We start from the raw sequence: 18,428 nt of genomic DNA, 5'->3' as shown, positions 1-18,428 counted from the left end.
GGGGGAGGGCGACCTGGAGCACTATTTGCCGGGGCATTGCCCGTACGTCAAGCGGTTCACAGGCTGAGAATCCGACAGGTGTGCCAAGCATTTCTCTCTTGAGGGGCTGGGTGCGAGCGTCTCTTCGCCACGCAGGCCATGGGCGCAAGGATTCCTTCGCGTGCGACCGGACGCCCCGCACTCCGGTGCACGCTGACACTGGAAGCCGAAGCGGCTGAGGTGGTTGGCAACCGTTTTGGATACGTCATTTTCGATGGCCCGGGGACACCGCCGTGCGGCGGGTCCGCACGGCGGTGGTGGCCCATGGGTGTGGAGTCGTCTGCGGTCTGGTCTGCCTGGCGGCGTTTGGACTGTGGAGTGACGAGCCGGATGTTTTGCGCAACGGGGGCCTTCTCGCCCAGAGCGGCACAGGAGGTCAGCGTGGATGGGGCCCGCTTCTTGCCTGTGTGGGCCCGGGTCGCGCATCCGCTGGCGGCGGCTACCGCACTCTTGATTGCCTGGGGTCTCGCATCCAGGCGTGCCGTTGTACGGGATGGTGATGGGTCGGGCGCTGCCCATCGTCCTGTCGGTATTGTCGGCCCGTTGTTGCGTGCCCGTCGCCCGCTGGTGCATGGATGGGGCGGACCGCAACTCCGCTTTCCGTTTGTGTCGTTGGTTTCCGATGGTGTCGCGTGGATCGGAGCACGCTCGCGCCCGTCTCCCGCATGAGCCGGGTGGGGGGGAGTGTGGTGGTGCGTCAGCCGGTGGTGCTGTCGGTCCAGCCCAGGGGGTAGGCGTCCGGTCCGGTGGTGGGGGCGGCTGGTTCGTCCGCGGCGTGGGCGAAGGCGGTGAGGGCGTCGATGAGGGCCTGGCCGTGGGCGGGGTCCATGTGGCTGACGATGGTGGCGATTTCCGCGCGGCGGCGGGCGGTGACCTCGTCGACGATCCGGCGCCCGTCTTCGGTGAGTTGGATCAGGGATTCCCGTCGGTTGGCGGGGTTGGGGTGCCGTTTGGTCAGGCCGGCGGTGGTGAGCCGGTCGATCATGCGCATCGCCGTGGAGGGGTTGACGCCCAGGAGTTCGGCCACGGCGGAGAGGTTGGTGTCGTCGTGCACGGACAGTGTCACCAGTAGGCGGAACTGGGGCAGTGTGACCGTGTCTTCGGTGGCGGCCAGGGAGCGCGCGGAGACGCCGACCAGAACGCGCGAGGCGGTGAGTACCGCGCGGGTGACCGCGTCCACATCCGCCATCTCCGATGCCTTCCCCTCGCGTTTGATCACGTTCCTTTCTACCTCGCACGCACGCGCACTTGACAGTGTTTGCATAATGCAAAAAGAGCGAGGAGATGAAAAGTATGACCGGAAGAGACGCGGCCTCCCCAGATGATTCCGCCATCCGGACACCGGTCGACGAGGCTCGACCCACCTTCTCGGTAGCGCGACTGCGCGGGGCGCCGTGGGGCGTGTTGGTGCTCGCAGTTGTGGTGGGCGCCGGTGCCGGGCTTGGCTCGGTCGCCTTCCGCTGGCTCATCACGCGACGTTCACCCACCTCTTCTCCGGCCACGCCGACTACGCGAGTGCTGGCGGCAGCGCGAACCCTCACGTGCCCTGGCTCGGTCCGTTCTTCGTCGTCGTAGCCCCTGTCGTGGGCGGGTTGCTGTACGGGCCGTTGGTTGACCGGTTCGCCAAGGAGGCCCGTGGGCACGGTGTGCCTGAGGTGATGCTCGCGGTCGCGCAGCGCGGCGGGCGGATCAACCCCCAGGTCTGCGTCGTCAAGGCGCTCGCCTCCGCGCTGTGCATCGGTTCCGGCGGCTCCGTCGGACGGGAGGGGCCCATCGTTCAGATCGGCTCCGCCCTCGGCTCCACGCTGGGCCGCGTGGCGAAGGTTCCCACCCCTCTCTGTCAAAGTAGGTCGAGCTCGTCGCGGACGGCCACGTCGCCACAGTGGGGCGGTTGGTGATCCAACTGGCCCGCGAAGCAGCCCTGAACGCACCGAGTATCACTGCGGGTTGTCCGGCACGAAGCAATGCTGTTGCTGTGCGCCGTGCCGGAATCGCGGGCCGCCGGTCAGTGGGTGATCTGTACGACCGGTCGTAGTTTGTCCGTCAGTTGGGTCAGTAGCTGTTCGGCGGGTGGTAGCAGCCAGGGGGAGAGTGTGGCGGTGCCGACTGCGGCACCGACTCCCGTCCAGGCCACGGGGCCCAGCGGGGTGCAGCCGAAGAAGTGGCTGACCACCGGTGTTTGGACGATGCCGGCGAGGACGAGGGCGGAGCCGATGGTGGTCGCCAGGACCAGGGGGCTGGTCTGTCGACCTCTGATGGTTTGGGTGAGTTGGGCTCCGACCACTCCGCACAGGGCCATGGTGCTGGTGCGCCGTGCCGAGCCCGGGGTGAGGCGGCCGATCAGCCATGCCGTTGTGGCGCCGAGCCCGGTGACCACGCCGCGCTGGCGGATCTGGCGGGTCAGTGGAGCCCCAAGTGCCGTGACGCCGACGGGGGATACGCCGGGCTGGAACGTTTCCTCATCTGGCTCCGCGTCCTGTGGTGTGACGGCCACGGCCATGGCCGGGAACATGTCGGTGAGCAGGTTGACCAGGAGCAACTGGCGTGCGGAGAGTGGGGAGGTGCCGTCGATCAGGGTACCGAGGACGGTGAAGCCGACTTCTCCGAAGTTACCGCCGATCAGGATGCTGATGGCGTCGGCCACGCTGCGCCACAGGGCCCGGCCCTCGGCTACGGCGTCGACGAGGACGGAGAGTTCGTCTCCGGTGATGACCAGGTCGGCTGCGTTGCGGGCTGCCGCCGAGCCGCGGGCGGCGATGCCGATGCCGACGTCGGCGGCGCGGATGGCCGCGGCGTCGTTGGCGCCGTCGCCGACCATGGCCACGACGCGTCCTGCTTCCCGGAGTGCCTCGATGACCTGGAGCTTTTGTTCCGGGGCGACGCGGGCCACCACGCCGCAGTCCCGCAGCAGTTCGGCTCTGCCCGCCCGGTCCAGGGCGGAGAGTCGAGCGCCGGTGACGACGGTGACGTCCTGGGGCCAGCCCAGGGCCACCGCGATGGCGCGGGCGGTCTGCGGATGGTCACCGGTGAGGATCACCGGCCGGAGTCCGGCCCGGCGCAACCCGGCCACCAGGGGCGCGGATGCGGCCCGTGGAGTGTCGGCCAGCGCCACGAACCCCAGGAACTCCAGTTCCGCCAGGGGCTCTTCCAGCACGGTGGACATCTCGTCGGGAGCGAGCCGGCGTTGGGCGACCGCCAGCACGCGCAGTCCGCGTCCCGCCAGGGTCTGCGCGCTTTCTTCCGCGTCGGCAGGCACGTGGGCGCAGTGCGCAAGCGCGATCTCCGGTGCACCCTTGACCACCAGCAGGTGCGCGTCGTCATCCGCGGTGCGCCCGACGGCGGCGGCGTAGCCGCGGCTGGCTTCGAAGGGGCGGGCGTCGGTCTGGGTCCAGTCCGGGTCGTCCGGGACCGCGGTCAGCACGGCTTCGTCGGTGGCGTGTGCGTGCGCGCCGGACTCGTCGGGGTGGGGGCAGGTGCGGGCGGCGGCCCGCAGCACCACGGTGGCTTCGGGAGCGTCGGCGGCGTGGGTGGTGCCTTCGGCGGTGACGAGGTGTACGACGTGGAGGCGGTTCTCGGTGAGGGTGCCGGTCTTGTCGAAGCAGATGGTGTCGATGCGGCCCAGTGCTTCCAGGGTGCGGGGGGTGCGCACCAGGATTCCGCGTCGGCTGAGTCTGCGGGCGGCGGCCATTTGCGCGACTGTTGCCACGAGGGGGAGGCCCTCGGGGACCGCTGCCACGGCCACCGCCACGCCGCCGCCGACGGCTTCACGGACCGGTCGGCCGCGCAGCAGGGACAGTGCGGTGACGGCCACCCCGCCGGCGAGGGTGAGCGGGAGGACCTTCTTGGTGAGTTCCTGCAGTCGTGCCTGTACGCCTGCGGCGGCCGGGGCGCGGGCGGCCAGACAGGAGGCGCGGCCGGCCTGGGTCTGGTCGCCGGTGCCCACCACGACGGCCCGGCCGTGGCCGGCGACCACGGTGGTGCCTTCGTAGGTCATGCAGCTGCGGTCCGCCACGGCTGCCCGGGGTGTGGCGGCCACCTGCTTGCGGGTCGGCAACGACTCGCCCGTCAGGGCGGATTCGTCCACCTCCATGTCGACGGCTGCCAGCAGTCGGGCGTCGGCGGGCACGACGTCGCCGGTGACCAGCTCGATCACATCGCCCGGCCTGAGCTGGACGGCGTCGACGACCGCCGTCGCCCCGGTGCGGGCATCGACGATGCGCCGGGCCGTCTGTCGCTGCCCCACCGAGAGTTCCGCCAGGGCCCGTTCGGCACGCAACCGCTGTACCCCGCCCACCACGGCGTTCATTCCCAACGCCCCGGTGACCAGGAGCGCATCCACGCTGGAGCCGAGAACGGCCGAGGCCGCCGCGCCGACCGCGAGTACGGGGGTGAGCGGGTCATCAAGTTCCGCGCGCACGGCCGTGACCAAGGACATTGTCATGCGTGCCGGGGCGAAGAGTGGCAGTTGGGTTGCGGCGTCCGTGCGTGTGCGCAGCCTGGCCAGCACGGTGGGTGTGCTCCGGGGGGTGTTGGCGAGGCGGGAGAGCGCCTCGTCGGGTTGCAGGGCGTGCCAGGGCACGCGGGGTCCCGGGCGGGGCACTTGGCGGCTGATCACACCGTAGGCGGCTCTCCACCCCGAGTACAGGGCGGCGCCGGCAGCGGCGTTGACGGGGCTGAGCCGGACCCCGGCCGGGAGCAGCAGACGGCGGGCGGGCGAGCCTCCCGTGACCACCAAGAGACCGGACAACGCTGCCCCCGACTGGGCGAGTACCTTGGAGCGAGCGCTTACGGCCCGTGCGGCGGGCACGGCTGCCAGCAACCGCCACACCCCCTCAAGGCCGTTCATCGCAAGGACGTCGGCACCCCAGACCACGGCGCTGCGCTCGTCGGTGACGGACACGGCGAGGTCACCGGCCAGCAGCCCCTCAAGCACCTCATGGCTTTTGGTGTCCTCGTGGCCGATCCGCGTCAGGGTTGCCACCACGCTGCCGTCCTGCTGGAGCTCGCGCACGACCTCCGCCAGCGGCCGCTCGGGGGCGACGACGGTGTCCGCCAGCGCGGCGAAGTCGCCGAGCGAGGGGTCATCCACCATCACGACGTTCAGACCGGCCCGGCGGGCGGCGTCCAGCACTGCCTCGGCGAGCGGGTCGAGCTCCCACCCGACGAGCACCGTGCCGACGTCCTCCCCGCCCGCGGACGCGACCATCGAAGCGGCGTCCGGTGATTCGCGGTCGGACGTCAAACGCAGGCTCAGTGCCGCAGAGTTGACGTCGTCCGCTGCTGACTCGGCGCCGCGCAGTGCCGCGGTCGCGGCGTGCCAGAGCCGGTCGTGGTCCCACGAAGACGGGCCCGGGTCGACATCGAGGACCACCCGCCGCCGCCCGCGCAGCGCGCTGGGGTGGAGAACGACTGTGTCCACGAGCTCCAGTTGGCACAGCCGTTCAACGCTGCGGACCAGCACGTCGCCCTGGGCCAGGGCGCTGCCCAGAGCGGCCGTGAAGACCGCCGGGCCGTAGCGTGCCGCCTTGGGCGACCCGGCCAGGACCGCTTCCGCGGCACCGGCCAGGCTACGGGTGAACACCAGCGTCGCGGCCGCCCCCACCAGGCTGCCGGTGACCGCGGTGTCGGCGTACTCCTCGCCCGGATTCCGTCGCAGTCCTGGCCTGGGCAGCCCGGATCCGGACAGGCTCGCCCGGTCCGGAGTGCACAGGCTGTCGTGCGCGGCGTCGAACGCAGCAGCCCGGGCCAACGCCTCCACCAACTGGCCTGTTCGCACGGCACCGTCCAGCACGAGCGCGGTCGGCGACTGACCCAGGCCGTGTGAGGTGGCGTTGACCGCGGCCAAGACCAGGTCCGTGCCGGTCGCGCCGAGCCGGCGGCGCAGCAGCCCCCGCACCCGGGAGTCCTCCCGCAGCAACGTCACCGCCGCGGTGACCAGCCGCGGCGACTTCTGCAACCGCATCACCTGCGCCGTCAGCGCCGTGGCGATTCCCGCCGCGTCACAGGCCAGGATGACAGCCGCGGCCCGCACCTCACCGACGCCTCCCGGATGCACCAGGCAGAGCTCGTCGCTGCCACCGGAGTCCTCCAGCCCGTACCGGGTGGCCAACTCCTTCGCCCGGCGCTCCACCGCGCCGACCACACCCTCCTCCGTCACCCGCACCACCAACCGGGACAGACCGCTGTCCCAGTAGGCGAGAAGCACGTCAGGCTGCTCCAGCAAGGCGGCCGCTACCTTCTGCGCGGCCTCCTCCAGCGTCAGCGCGGCGGTGGCTTCGGGGCGCGGCTGCAACGGCAGTTGGAGCCGGCTGCCGGCGCGCCAGCGACCATCGCTGGGAACAAGCGCGCTACGGGCCACCCGCGCCACGCGCACAGCCGTCGCCGATGCCTCGGCCGCTCCGTCCGCCGCAGTGCGCACACCGGCCGACGCCAGCTCGGCCGTCCCGCGCCTCAGCACGTCGACCGGTTCAGCCAGACGAGCCACGGCCCGTCCCGGAAGGGCGAGTACGGGCCCAAGACCGGCCACGGGTAAGCCGGTTAACAAACGCAGAACCACTGTCCTACTCTCATGAGACGTCCACACCCGTCATGACCAGGTGCGGAGAAGGGACACTGCGCCCGGGACGGCCGGGCAACCGACGACTACTGTCCGGCCGTCAGCCGGCCGTCTGGCCCAAGGGCTCTTCGACGTCGATCGGCACCGCACCATCGCGCCGCCGCCCCTGGGATGACGGGCTCTTTGACGCGCCCTTCGCCCGCTTCGGGGAAGCGGCGGCAACCACAGACGAACCCTGCCGCTCACCGGTCGGCGCGGCGTGCGCCCCACCGTTCTTGGGACGCTGCTGCGTCAGCCACACCGCCGCGGCACCTGCCACCGCAACCGGCCACTCGACGAGCCCCGCCACACCCAGGAGGCCCGCACCGGCATACACCGCGGTCCGCCGTGCCCGAGGAGACACCGAACCGACCACGTCCAACGTCCCGTTCACGGCACCCCTCACCAGGCGGGCACCGGGCACGCGGTCCAACACCGCCCACACCGCTCCCAACGGGCCGGACCCTCCGGCCGGCAGCGACGAGGACGAAGGCGGTATATGGGCGCTCTCACTCATGACATCTCCTGTTCCAGGTAAGGACACGGTTTCCATTCAAACCGGCCCACTGGCGTTAACCTGCGCCGCTCCGAGTTTCCCCAAACGCGTCTTGACAGCACCCCTGCGCCTTCGTGATTCTCGATGCGTACAGCACCTCGTTGGGCGAGGCGTCTGCGCGGACACAGGCCACTGACCCCAAACGTCGAGAGACGCCCCGGGGCAGGACAGCTCACCCCGGATTAAGGGGTGCGCCCAAGTGGCTACCCGGCCAACCTCGGCCAGGATTACGCCGCGCAGTGCTGAAACCGCGACGAGAGAGGTGCCTTCCCGCGTCGCGGAGGCTCCTCGGCCCATACCAGGCACCCACGAGTGCCCAGGCCGCGAGGAGGTGAGGGGCTTGAGTCCCTGGCATAGTCCGGAACCCGCTTCCAGCCCAACTCACCCATCAGCACCCACCCGTCGCTGACACCGCCACCGACGCCCACCCCATTGCCACCCTGCCTGCAGGGTTCCCAGGCACGCCGTGCGGTGGTCCGTGCGCCCGTCCGCGACCGGGTACGTCCTGCTTGGAGACCGCCGTGCGCATCCAACTGACGTGGCCGAACGCTGCCAACGCCTGCCTCACCCTCACCTTCGCCCTACCCGACCTCAGCTCCGACTCGCTCCGCCCCACCCTGCAGCGGGTGTTGACCTACGCAGGGCCCCTCCTCGCCGGCGCGGCCGACGCCGCCGGCGCGGGCCTGCTCGCCCGCCTGATACTCCCGCTGGCCGTCCACATCGTGCAGCAGACACTCGAGAGCGATGCACGAATCTCAGAACACGGCCCCGACGAAACCCCGTTCCCCATGCAGGTCGGACACGTCCCAAAGCTCGCGTGAGCCCGTGCAACGAACGCGTTCACCGATACGCGACTACCGCCGTGGTGCTCCCCCGCGTCCCCAGCCGGTGAAGAAGCGTCGGAACCGGCGGTGGGGCGCCTCGTCGGCAGGGAAGTCGCCCTCGCTCTCGTCCGAGTGGCCGATCGCGGTCCAGCTCACCGCGGAGACCGCAGGCTCCAACGACAGCCGGCTGACGGCAGCTTCCAGAAGGGAGTCATCACGACGCTCCGTGGTGAGCTCCGCGGCGACCGTGACCTTCCCCGCCTGCGCGTCGCGGCTGAACACCGAGTGCAGCTGGAAGCCTGGCCCGGCGAGGGCCTGGACGATCAGGGCCCTGATGTGCGCCTCCTCCTGCTCTCTGCACACCGCCTCGAAGTAGTAGTCGGTGGTGATCTCCGCGCCGCCGCGCGGCTCCCGGTCCAAACGCCGGCCCAGCGGCCGCAGCAGCAGGTTGGCGCCCAACACGGTGACCGTCCCGAGGCCCGCCAGGACGTACAGACCCGTACCGGCCAGGGGACCCACCGCTGCCGAACACCACAGCGTGGCCGCGGTGTTGAGTCCGCGCACGCTCAACCCGTCCCGGATGATGACACCGGCTCCGAGGAAGCCGATACCGGAGACGATCTGGGACGCGACCCGAGAACCGTCGTAGCCGACGGTACTGGTGGCCTGGGTGAAGCCGTAGTTGGACAACAGGACGAAGAGCGCCGACCCGGCGGCCACCAGCGCATTCGTCCGCAGCCCGGCCATCCTGGCCCGCTACTGCCGCTCCAGGCCAATGACGGCACCGAAGCCGAGCCCGGCGATGACGTTGTCCACCAACGGCCACTCATCGATGACGGCCATGATCCGCTCCCCTCACCCTTGACACCTTTCCCGTACTAGCTCCTATATCGGCGACTCACCGCCAGATACTGAACCGTTGGACATACCTCGGGCTCGCCTCCACAGCCCGTTCGCCATGAACGGCGACATGGCTCGATGGAACGACGCAAAGGCCAGGGTCTTCCCACGATCCCAGCTCCACCTGATAGCCGGCCTATCGACGCGTATCTGGACGACGAGCGGTTCGTCGCCCCACAGCGCGTAGTACTCGCCGAAAGGCTGGGGCGGCCGTCTATCCCGGTCGAGACGCCGGTGCGGCTGCTATATCTCAAGCACCGCTATCAGCTCGGATGCGAGACGCTGTGCCGTGAGGTGACGGACTCCTTGAGCTGGAGGCGGTTCTGCCGGATCCCACTGACGTCCTAGGTCGCACCCGACCACCTTGATCAAGCTGATGCCGCAGCCGGATGCACACCGTCGAGCAGCTCAACGCCACGCTGCTGACAAGCTGCTGCGATGCCGCAAGCCGTGCATCGACATCATGGTGATCGAAGCCGATATCGACCACCCCACAGACGCTGATCTGCTGGAGCACGGGGTACGCAAGCTTGGCCGGCAAGTGCGGCGGATCAAGGCTGTGGGTGCGGCCAGGCGCACGTCCTTCCGAGATCTCAGCCAGTCCCCTTGAGTCGCGCATCGGTCACTGCTGCGGTGGTCATCCCGTGCCGTGCCGGAGGCACGTGGCGCGCCTGGTCGGTGTGCGGCCGTCGAACTGATGGCCTGTGGCCGGGTTTTGCTTACCCCGGCGAGCTGGCTGCTGAGATGATCTTCCCGTAGCGGGTCATGATGTGTCTGGGGTGGGGCAGATGCTGGAGAGGCTCAACGAGCAGGTGGAACGCGGGTATGTGTTGCTGCAGGCGGGGGTGGCCGAAGGCGCCCTCGGTGAGATTCCTGCCGCCTACCGTCGAGCGCAGGATCTCGTTTGCCTTGTGCCATGGAGAGGATGAAGTCGTCAAGGGCTATGGATGTGAAGGTCCCCACTTTGCGTGACCCCAGGCGTGGGATTATGTGGGTGCGCATGTCTGAGCGGACGCGCTTCTCGCTGTTCTGGGCCCACCCGCGGGATTGGCGACGAATCCAATCTTCGGCGTATTCCTCGAAGGTCAAACGTGATATGGCGTCTATGCTGCTGGGGCGGCTTTGGTTTTTTTGGCGAGGTAGATTTTGGGTAGCGCGTCCTTGGCGTCATCTTGCGTGACGTACCCGCCTTCCTCCGTCTGCCTGCCGGCAGCGCTCCGATAGCGGATCGTGTACTCGTGCTGGCAGCGAGTCGGTCTCGAACAGTCGCACGTCTTGAACAGCGACCCCATGCCACGGCCCAGTGAGATCGGCTTCATGTAGCCTCCTTGCTCTGATGCTGACTTCTTGCTGACTTGAAGGCAGGCATCATAGCCCTGACCTGCCATTTCACCGTATGACGATCACATGGACTACACCTGGTCGCCGGCGTTCGGGCGGGTCAGAAGCTGCGTCGGGTCTGGGAGCGGAAGCTGTGGCCGAGTTCCGGCCCGAGTCCGTAGTAGTGGCGGAAGTTGTAGATCAGCGGACTCCAGGCGCCGGGGTCGATGTGTTGGGAACCAGGGATGACGATCCTCGGATCGGCGTGGACCTTGAGCACGTGGGCTTCGACGATGAGGAAGGCTCCGGTCGCGTCGGTTCGGACCTGGGCTGCGCGGGATTCGAGCTGGAGGGGGCATTCGGCGACCCGGGGCGGTCGGACCAGCTCGGACGGTTCAGGCCGCAGGCCGGCAGCGGTGAACTTGTCCGGCTCGAAGCGGAAGGTCGCGCGTTTGGGCTGGGGTATCGGAGTGCGCCCGGTCAGCGGCGCGAGCCGTTCCACCGCCGGCCACTGAGCGGGCGCGGGGAGGTTGACCACCAGGTCGTGACGGCTGCGGAGGTTGTGTGCGGTCTGCGACTCGACGCCCATTCCGAGGACGATCACTTGCCCCAGCGCCCAGGCCGAGGACATCGGCGCGAGATTGACGGAGCCGTCCTCGTTCTCTGTCGAGAGCAGCACGACGGGTGTTCCGAAGTACAGGATGCTCGGCGTGATGGTCACGTGGTCGGTCGATGTGTCGTTGGGCCTGGTGCTGGGTGTCGCGGAGTTCATGGGCCTGACGGTAGGGCGGAGATCATTCGGCGTTCGCCGAAATGTCTTGGGTGGAGGGTGAACCGGGACGGACGCCGTTGCGCGCACCTCGCGGGCCGGGGTCATGGCCGCCGTGGCCGAACTGCCGGCGCAGGATCGCTATGTGCGTCTTGTCGGTCTCGGAACGGTCCGAACCGGATGGCGCATCGCTTCCTGTTTGCGTGGCGCTCGCGACAGGGCGGGGGAGTGGGCCGTCGTGCGAAGTGGCCTACGTGGCAGCGGTGTTGACCCTGGCGGGTTCGCTCAGGGCGCGGGCACGGCGGACGGCCGTGGTCCGTGGGACCTCCGTTGCCGGAGGAAGGCCAGTCGTCCGCCGTGCCTGCTCATTCATGGGGTCGGGTGGGTTGGTGACGGGGGCGGAGTCGATGACCGGACGCCCACGGTGCCGGTGCGGACGTCGATGCGTCGGTCGGCGTCTTTAGCTGTCACGGCGACGGGTTCTGAGGGGGCAGGTTCGGCAGCTCAGGGCCTTCGGGCAGGTCGAGTTGGCTTTCCTGGGGCAGGGCTTGCCGGTTCTGGTTGCGGGCTTGGTGAAGATGAGGACGTCCTCGTGCTGGACGGCGGAGAGGGGGATGCCCTGTCGGCGGGCGTCGCGGACGTTCTTCATCTGGAAGAACGAGGGGCGGGTGACCAGGCGGCTGTTGCGGATGCCGGCGAGGAGGGCGACGCAGCGTTCGGTGGGGACGAGGCCGGCTGTCCTGCCGGCGGTGAGGACGGCGGAGGGGAGGTCGATGAGTTCGCCGCGTTCGCGCCAGGGGCGGGTGGTGACGACGGCGGTGCCGCCGGGGCGGAGCATGGTGCGGCACTGGGCGAGGATCTCGGTGAAGGCCTCGATGAGGTGGGTGGTGGGGACGTGGGCGAGGTTGGCGCGGTCGTGGCTGTAGCGGAAGTTCTTTTTGATGACGCCGGATTCGCCGGATTCCCGGGTGGAGCGGACCTGTCCGTGGACGCTGGAGCCGTAGGGGGGTGAGGTGACCACGAGGTCGACCTTGCCGCGGATGGCGGGTGGAGCGAGTTCGGTGAGGTGGCGGGCGTCGCCGCAGTGGACGATGCCGGTTTCCGTACCGCCGCAGTCCTGCGCGGCGGTACGGGCGTTGAGGGAGGCGAGGGCGGCCCACTTCGGTTCGTATTCGATGCCGAGGGCGTTGCGGCCGAGGTGGAGGGCTTCGACAAGGGTGGTGCCGATGCCGCACATGGGGTCGAGGACCAGGTCGCCGGGTTGGGTGTGGGTGCGGATGGCGTGGGCGGCGACGGCGGGGAGCATCTTGGCCGGGTGGGCCGATGAGCCGGGGGCGTAGCGGTCTTTGCGTTGGGCGGGGGCGGAGGTGGGGGCGGTGTTCCACACCGAGGGGGAGGGTGTCACGAGGGGGCTCCTTGGCTCAGGCGGGGTGGATGGCGGTGAGGGCGACCAGGTCGCTGTGGGCGACGCCGGGGCTGGCGTCGGCGGGTGGCGTGGGGATGAGGCGGTCGTCGGCGGGGTGTGCGTGGGCGACGATGATGTGCTGGAGGTAGCGGAAGCCGGCGGTGCGGGCGCAGGCGATGAGCGAGCCGAGCGGGTCGGTGAGGATGCCCCCGTCCCGGCGTTGACGGGTGGCCAGCAGGAGCAGTCCGTCGGCGGGCAGGAGCCGGTGGGCGCGGTGGAAGAAGCCGGGCCAGCCGTCCTCCATCGCGCCGGGCATCTCGCTGATGTCGCCGTATGCGGGGCGGGTGGTGGGGTCGGGGAGGACGTCGGGGTGGAGCTCGGCCAGCAGCAGCGAGAGCGTGCTGGGGGTGCCGTCGGTGTAGGTGATGACGGGGGTGCGGGCGTCCATGCCCGGCTCGGTGTCCCGTACGGAGATCTTGAGCAGCGGCGCGGGCTGTTGACCGGCTCGGGTGGTGAACACGGTCCGGACCCGGTCGATGGCCCACTGGGGGAGGACGGTGCCGGAGGCGGGCGCGATCTGGGGCTCGTCGAGGGAGGGGAGCCAGATGGTGGTGGGCAGGGGGTGGGTGGCGTGAGGTCGGGTGGTGTGCGAGGCGTGGGGCGGGGTGGTGGACATCGGCAAGTGGCGCCGGAGAGTGGGATCGAGTCCGTCTGGTGCTGACATGAAGTAATAGAGATGCCGGCGGGCGGTTTTGACATCGCCATCGCGGATGTTCGAACCGTGGATGCGACTGCGGGCTGCCGGCACCGAACGGGACGTGGACTGCTCGCGTGGTCGCGTCTCTCCAGCTCATCGGTACCGCGGGCCAGTTGCGGACCACCAGCGGGTCATCGCCGAGCCACTGCTTTCACTGCTCCTTGAGGGGGAGCACGAGTGCCGCGGAAATTTTCTTTGTTCGACACTCGATCGGTGCAGTCGCGGCTTCGCTGTTGCGGACCCGGGGACGGGGCGCATCGTGCACAGGTCTCCCCGTACCTGACCGGGCACGTCGAACGGTTCGGCGAGTACAGCACCCGCGAACTCGGCATCCAGGCCGAGGCGTACGACGCCGCGCTCGACGTCGACTGCACCCAGCTGCGCGGTGAGGAATCGGCCGTCTCCGGCTTCGGCGCAGCGGCCTGGGCGCCGAAGGGCGCCGTCGCGGCCGGCCTGGACCGTCTGCTCCTGGTGGCCCGAGCCGGCCGCGACTTCGGGTAGCGCGGGCGTTCCAACGGATCCGCCGCCGGTTCGACCGGCCGGACCTCTTCAACCGCCGCAACCGAGGCAGTCACGCCAACTCGTCAGGTGCTACTTCCGTGATGGGGAGTTGCACCGGTACAGATCCGTCTCGCGCTGCGGCGTTCATCCGGCGGTGTCGGATGCCGGCGCCGGTTGGGGCTGGAGCTGGGTGAGGTTGTCCAGTATCAGTCCGAGGGTGAAGTCGAACCGCTCGTGTCCGGTGCCGGAGGTCAGCTCGGCGGCATGGCGTCGGGTCTGCGGAAACGTGTCGGCCGGCAGTGCGGTGAACCGGCGGATCAGCTCTTCGCGGCCCAAGACCCATTCCTGGTCCGGGTCTTTGCGCCGCTGCTGGACCAGCGACTGCTCCAGGGCGTAGGCGCTGACGTAGAGGGACAGGGCATCGAGTACCCAGACGGCGTTCTGCGGTGCGATTCCGCCGGCGAGCAGGATCGCCATGAGCCCTTCCTTGACCCGCAACGTGGAGAGGTTGGTCGGGACTGTGCCCAGGGCGGCGCGGGAGACTCCGGGGTATTTCAGGTACTGGTCGCGGATCTGCGCGTACACGTCGCGGATCTGCTTGCGCCATGTGGCCGGGTCCGGTTCGGGCAGCGCGACCTCGGAGCAGAGCCGGCCGACGAGCAGATCGTCGATGTCCTCTTTGCTGACGATGTGCGCGTACAGCGACGACGGCCCGGTGCCGAGTAGCGCGGCGACTCGACGGATGGTCAGTGCCTCGTAGCCCTCGGTGGCCACGACCTGCAGGGCGGCGTCGGTGATCCGGTCGACCGTGATGGGCTTCTTGCGTGGTGACGCCGCTGAGGGTTCCCCGGCGGGCTGGGCGTGACGAGCTGCTCGGCGTTGCCGGGGATCGGAGGGCATAACGATCACCATAGCTTGACACGATCTAAGTTCGTCAAGTAGAGCTTAGATCGTGCGTTACGAACTAAGTTCGTATCTTCATGGTTCGGGTATCCCCTGCTCAGGTCTTGAGGCGGGGTTCGGGAAGTCTGTTCAGGGGGTGTGTGATGCGAGTTGCCGTGGTCGGAGCTGGTCTGGGAGGTCTGTGCCTGGCACAGGGTCTGCGTGGTGCCGGGATCGAGGCCGACGTGTACGAGCGGGACCCGGCGATCACTGCGCGGTTCCAGGGCTATCGGCTCGTGCTGAGCCCGACGGGGTTCGAGGCGCTGCGCGGATGTCTGCCGCTGCGCTGGCACCCGCTGCTGGACGCGATCGTCGGTGACGCCTATGCCGAGCAGCTGATCCTGGACCCGCAGCTGAATCGGATCGGGGAGCTCGGCCCCGGCAGGACCGGGATCGTGATCGACCGGCACGTGCTGCGGCACCTGCTGCTGACCGGACTCGCCGTGCGCACCGGGGCCGCACTGACCGGCTACGACGTGCTGGACGACGGCAAGGTCGAAGCCCGGTTCGCGCACGGTGAACCGACCACCGCCGACCTGCTCGTCGGGGCGGACGGGGTCGGCTCCGCCGTCCGCGCGGTGCTCTCGCCGCAGACCACCGCGACCGACACCGGCAATCGGTTCGTCATCGGCCGTACGCCGCTGACCGAGCGCTTTGCCTCCCTGGCGCCGGCCTTCGGTTCGAAGATCGCCGGGGACGGGGTGAGCCTGATGCTCGGAGCGATGCGTTTCCGTACCCCGCCGAAGCAGGCGGCCGAGGAACTGGCTCCCGAGGTGACCCTCCCCGATGTCCGCGACTACGTGCGCTGGGCCATGCTCCTGCCACCGAACGGCTCGCTCGGCGCCCCGACCGCTCAGGAGGCCGTGCTGTCCAGGATGGAGGGCTGGCATCCGGACCTGCAGGCGCTCATCGAGCAGGCCGACCCGGACAACAGCACCCTGCTGTCCATCCGGGTGGTCGAGCCCCGCGAGCGCTGGGCGCCCGGTCCGGTCACGCTGCTCGGTGACGCCATCCATGCCGCCTCTCCGACCGGCGGCAACGGCGCGAACACCGCACTGCGCGATGCCGACCTGCTGCGTCGCTGCCTGATCGAGGCCGTCGAGCGCCGCCAAGACCCCCTCGGCGCGGTCGGCGACTACGAGCGGCAGATGTTCGCGTACGGGGGCGAGGCCGTGCGCCACAGCCTCGCCGCGCTACCCGCCTTCGTCCCCAACCCGGAACGACCCGAGCCGGCATAGGCTCGGAACCTCCCCGTCACGCCGCCAAGGCCGAACGGCACGTTTCCTGCGTGTTCCGGCTGGCCTCGCTACAGGTGGTCGCCGGCCCGGTTCTCCTGGCCGGCCGCCCTGTCGTCGAAAACGAACGCATGACGACAGGAGCAGCGGGCGTCCAAGGAACCCGGACTTTTCGGGGCCTGTTGGCGATGCGGGCGCGGATCCCATCAGATCCGCTGGCGTCCAACGACAGGGCACCGCACCGCCTGGAATGCGTCAAGACGCGGCAACAGCCCACAGTCGCACCGTCTGGTCGTCGCTGCCGCTGGCGAGGGTGTGCCCGTCGGGGGAGAACGCCACCGCTTCCACCGTCTTGGTGTGGCCGGTCAGGGGTGCGCTGAGTCGGCGGGGTTGGTCTCGATCGGTCAGGTCCCACAACCACAGCGTCTTGTCGCTACAGGCACTGGCCAGGATGTGCCCGTCGGGGGAGAACGCCAGCCCGTGCACGCTGAAGTGGGTGGTGAGCGGTTCGCCCAGCGGGCGAGGCCGCTCCCGGTCCGTGACATCCCACAACCGCATCGTCCGGTTCAAGCTCGCACTGACGAGGGTGCGCCCGTCGGGGGAGAACGCCAGCCCTGACACGATGTTGGTGTGGCCGGTCAGAGGTGCGCCCAGCGGGCGAGCCCGGTCCCGATCGGCCAGGTCCCACAACCGCAGCGTTCCGTCGAAGCTGCCACTGGCCAGGGTGCGCCCGTCCGGGGCGAACGCCACCTCGTACACTGCGCTGTCGTGGCCGGTCAGGGGTGCGCCCAGCGGTCGAGGGCGGTCCCGGTCGGTCAGGTCCCACAACCGCACCGCCTTGTCCCAGCCGGCACTGGCGAGGGTGCGCCTGTCGGGAGAGAACGCCACTCTGTGCACCGCGTTGGTGTGGCCGGTCAGGGGTGCGCCCAGCGGTCGAGGGCGGTCCCGGTCGGTCAGGTCCCACAACCGCACCGCCTTGTCCCAGAGGCCGCAACTGGCGAGGGTGCGCCCGTCCGGGGCGAACGCCACCCCGTTTACCGGGCAGTTGTGGTCGGTCAGGGGTGCGCCCAGTGGCCGAGGGCGGTCCCGATCACTCGCGTCCCACAACCGCACCGTGTGGTCGAGGCTGGCACTGGCGAGGGTGCGGCCGTCCGGCGAGAACGCCACCCCGTCCACGCTCTCGGTGTGGCCGGTCAGGGGTTGGCTCGGCGTCCCAGGCATGGCCCACACACGCGCCGTCGCGTCACTGCTGGCAGTGACGAGGGTGCGTCCGTCCGGGGAGAACGCCGCCTCCCACACCGAGGCGGTGTGGCCGGTCAGGGGTTCGCCGAGCGGGCGAGGTTCGTCCCGGTCGGTCACGTCCCACAACCGCACTGTCCGGTCGGCGCTGCTGGTGGCCAGGATGTAGCTGATGGGTGAGAAGGCCACTCCGTACACCGAGGCGGTGTGGCCGGTCAGGGGTGCGCCCAGCGGACGGGGCTCGCCCCCACGATGCACCTCCCACAGCCGCGCCGTATGGTCGCTGCTGCCGCTGGCCAGGACGTACCCGGTCGGGGAGAACGCCACCCCCCACACCGTGCCGGTATGGCCGTTCAGAGGTGCGTCGTCGAGTTGGCGAGGCCGGTCCCGGTCGGTCAGGTCCCACAACCGCACCGTCTGGTCGACGCCGCCACTGGCCAGGGTGCGCCCGTCCAGGTAGAACGCCACCCCGCACACCCTGCTGGTGTGGCCCCTCAGGGGTTCGCCCAGGGGGCAGGGCTCGTCCCGGTCCGTCAGGTCCCACAACCGCACTGTTCCGTCGTAGCAGCCACTGGCCAGGGTGCGCCCGTCCGGGGAGAACGCCACCTCGAACACCAAGTCGGTGTGGCCGGCCAGGGGTTCGCCCAGCGGGCGGGGCCGATCCCGATCGGCCACATCCCACAACCGCACCGTCGCGTCGGAGCCGCCGCTGGCCAGGGTGTGCCCGTCCCAGGAAAACGTCACGCCGTAGACGGGGCCGGTGTGGCCGGTCAGGGGTGCGCCCAGCGGGCGGGGATCGTCCCGATCTGTCAGGTCCCATAGACGCACCGTGCCGTCATCGCTGGCAGTGGCCACGGTGCGCCCGTCCCGGGAGAACGCCACCGCGTTCACTCCCTTGGTGTGGCCGCTCAGCGTGCTGACGTGGGAGGTTGTGTCGAGCTCAGTCATCTCTCGATTCCATTCCCTCAACAGAGGACGTATCGGCTCCCCGACGCGGCGACGTTGACGAGCGCCGCATCAGGCCTTTTTGCTGCGCGAGATGTACTTCTCCATCCGTCTGGTGCGCGCGGGTGGCGGTTGTGCCGGCAGCCTGGACCGGTTGACTGGTCGACTGGGCACGCGAGAAACAGTGCCTCGCCTTCGAGATCGCCAAACGCCCCGGCGGCACCACCGGGGGGCTTCCGCGCAGGCAGGTGGTGGAGGGAACGCCGAGCGGGCTGGTGCGCTCGCGCAGTCGGGTACGGGACTACGAGACCTTGCCCCAGACACCAGGCCACGGTGCCGCGGTCGATGACCATGAGCACAGGCGACCGCCTCGCCGGACGCCAACCAGGCGCCGTCAGCCG

General features: G+C 69.7%; 13 protein-coding genes, 2 pseudogenes and 1 riboswitch. Of the genes and pseudogenes, 5 read left to right on the top strand and 10 right to left on the bottom strand.

All coding sequences use genetic code 11. From position 1 onward, the window contains the following. Positions 1-736: 736 nt before the first annotated feature. On the bottom strand, positions 737-1,228 hold the full coding sequence (locus ACIQE0_RS10560) for a MarR family winged helix-turn-helix transcriptional regulator (protein WP_402331051.1): 492 nt from the start codon (positions 1,226-1,228) through the stop codon (positions 737-739). 215 nt (positions 1,229-1,443) lie between these two features. Here ACIQE0_RS10560 and ACIQE0_RS10555 point away from each other — a divergent pair. After that, positions 1,444-1,865: pseudogene (locus tag ACIQE0_RS10555) on the top strand (chloride channel protein); the annotation flags it as partial. A gap of 179 nt (positions 1,866-2,044) precedes the next feature. Here the strand turns inward: ACIQE0_RS10555 and ACIQE0_RS10550 are convergent. Further along, positions 2,045-6,595, bottom strand: coding sequence for an HAD-IC family P-type ATPase (locus ACIQE0_RS10550; RefSeq protein ID WP_402330525.1), 4,551 nt, complete (start codon positions 6,593-6,595; stop codon positions 2,045-2,047). A gap of 685 nt (positions 6,596-7,280) precedes the next feature. Further along, positions 7,281-7,459, top strand: a riboswitch (M-box (ykoK) riboswitch). A gap of 252 nt (positions 7,460-7,711) precedes the next feature. On the opposite strand from ACIQE0_RS10550, the gene ACIQE0_RS10545 reads away from it, so the two are divergent. After that, a complete protein-coding gene (locus ACIQE0_RS10545) occupies positions 7,712-8,011 on the top strand; it encodes a hypothetical protein (RefSeq protein ID WP_402330523.1) in 300 nt (99 codons plus the stop codon). Positions 8,012-8,044: 33 nt separating this feature from the next. Here ACIQE0_RS10545 and ACIQE0_RS10540 read toward each other — a convergent pair whose 3' ends face one another. Further along, positions 8,045-8,761 (bottom strand): MgtC/SapB family protein, encoded by a 717-nt coding sequence (locus ACIQE0_RS10540; protein WP_402330521.1) that lies wholly within the window; start codon positions 8,759-8,761, stop codon positions 8,045-8,047. Between the two features lie 288 nt (positions 8,762-9,049). On the opposite strand from ACIQE0_RS10540, the pseudogene ACIQE0_RS10535 reads away from it, so the two are divergent. After that, positions 9,050-9,518, top strand: a pseudogene (locus ACIQE0_RS10535) (transposase); the annotation flags it as partial. 197 nt (positions 9,519-9,715) lie between these two features. Here ACIQE0_RS10535 and ACIQE0_RS10530 read toward each other — a convergent pair. The 5 genes from ACIQE0_RS10530 to ACIQE0_RS10510 form a co-directional block, all read right to left on the bottom strand. After that, a complete protein-coding gene (locus ACIQE0_RS10530; protein ID WP_402330519.1) occupies positions 9,716-10,003 on the bottom strand; it encodes a phage integrase central domain-containing protein in 288 nt (95 codons plus the stop codon). 14 nt (positions 10,004-10,017) lie between these two features. Beyond that, positions 10,018-10,233: a hypothetical protein gene (locus ACIQE0_RS10525; RefSeq protein ID WP_402330517.1), complete on the bottom strand. Its 216-nt coding sequence runs from the start codon at positions 10,231-10,233 to the stop codon at positions 10,018-10,020. 122 nt (positions 10,234-10,355) lie between these two features. Then, positions 10,356-11,006 (bottom strand): flavin reductase family protein, encoded by a 651-nt coding sequence (locus ACIQE0_RS10520; protein WP_402330514.1) that lies wholly within the window; start codon positions 11,004-11,006, stop codon positions 10,356-10,358. 457 nt (positions 11,007-11,463) lie between these two features. Beyond that, entirely contained in the window at positions 11,464-12,408 is a 945-nt protein-coding gene (locus ACIQE0_RS10515) for a TRM11 family SAM-dependent methyltransferase (protein WP_402330512.1), read from the bottom strand. A 16-nt stretch (positions 12,409-12,424) separates the two neighbouring features. Next, the gene (locus tag ACIQE0_RS10510) at positions 12,425-13,084 is read right to left on the bottom strand and encodes a hypothetical protein (protein ID WP_366331026.1); all 660 of its coding nucleotides are present in this window, start codon (positions 13,082-13,084) and stop codon (positions 12,425-12,427) included. A 294-nt stretch (positions 13,085-13,378) separates the two neighbouring features. On the opposite strand from ACIQE0_RS10510, the gene ACIQE0_RS10505 reads away from it, so the two are divergent. Next, positions 13,379-13,666 carry a hypothetical protein gene (locus ACIQE0_RS10505; protein WP_366331027.1) on the top strand — a complete coding sequence of 96 codons (288 nt, stop codon included), beginning with the start codon at positions 13,379-13,381 and terminating at the stop codon, positions 13,664-13,666. 144 nt (positions 13,667-13,810) lie between these two features. Here ACIQE0_RS10505 and ACIQE0_RS10500 read toward each other — a convergent pair whose 3' ends face one another. Further along, a complete protein-coding gene (locus ACIQE0_RS10500) occupies positions 13,811-14,566 on the bottom strand; it encodes a TetR/AcrR family transcriptional regulator (RefSeq protein ID WP_402330508.1) in 756 nt (251 codons plus the stop codon). A 146-nt stretch (positions 14,567-14,712) separates the two neighbouring features. Between ACIQE0_RS10500 and ACIQE0_RS10495 the strand changes: the two genes are divergently transcribed. Further along, positions 14,713-15,846 (top strand): FAD-dependent oxidoreductase, encoded by a 1,134-nt coding sequence (locus ACIQE0_RS10495; protein ID WP_402330506.1) that lies wholly within the window; start codon positions 14,713-14,715, stop codon positions 15,844-15,846. A gap of 252 nt (positions 15,847-16,098) precedes the next feature. Here the strand turns inward: ACIQE0_RS10495 and ACIQE0_RS10490 are convergent, their stop codons facing one another. After that, positions 16,099-18,030 carry a WD40 repeat domain-containing protein gene (locus ACIQE0_RS10490; protein WP_366331030.1) on the bottom strand — a complete coding sequence of 644 codons (1,932 nt, stop codon included), beginning with the start codon at positions 18,028-18,030 and terminating at the stop codon, positions 16,099-16,101. Between the last annotated feature and the right edge of the window lie 398 nt (positions 18,031-18,428).

Origin of the sequence: Streptomyces sp. NPDC093097 (assembly GCF_044754325.1) — a bacterium.
GTDB lineage: Bacteria > Actinomycetota > Actinomycetes > Streptomycetales > Streptomycetaceae > Streptomyces.
This window is presented reverse-complemented; position numbering and strand designations above follow the sequence as displayed.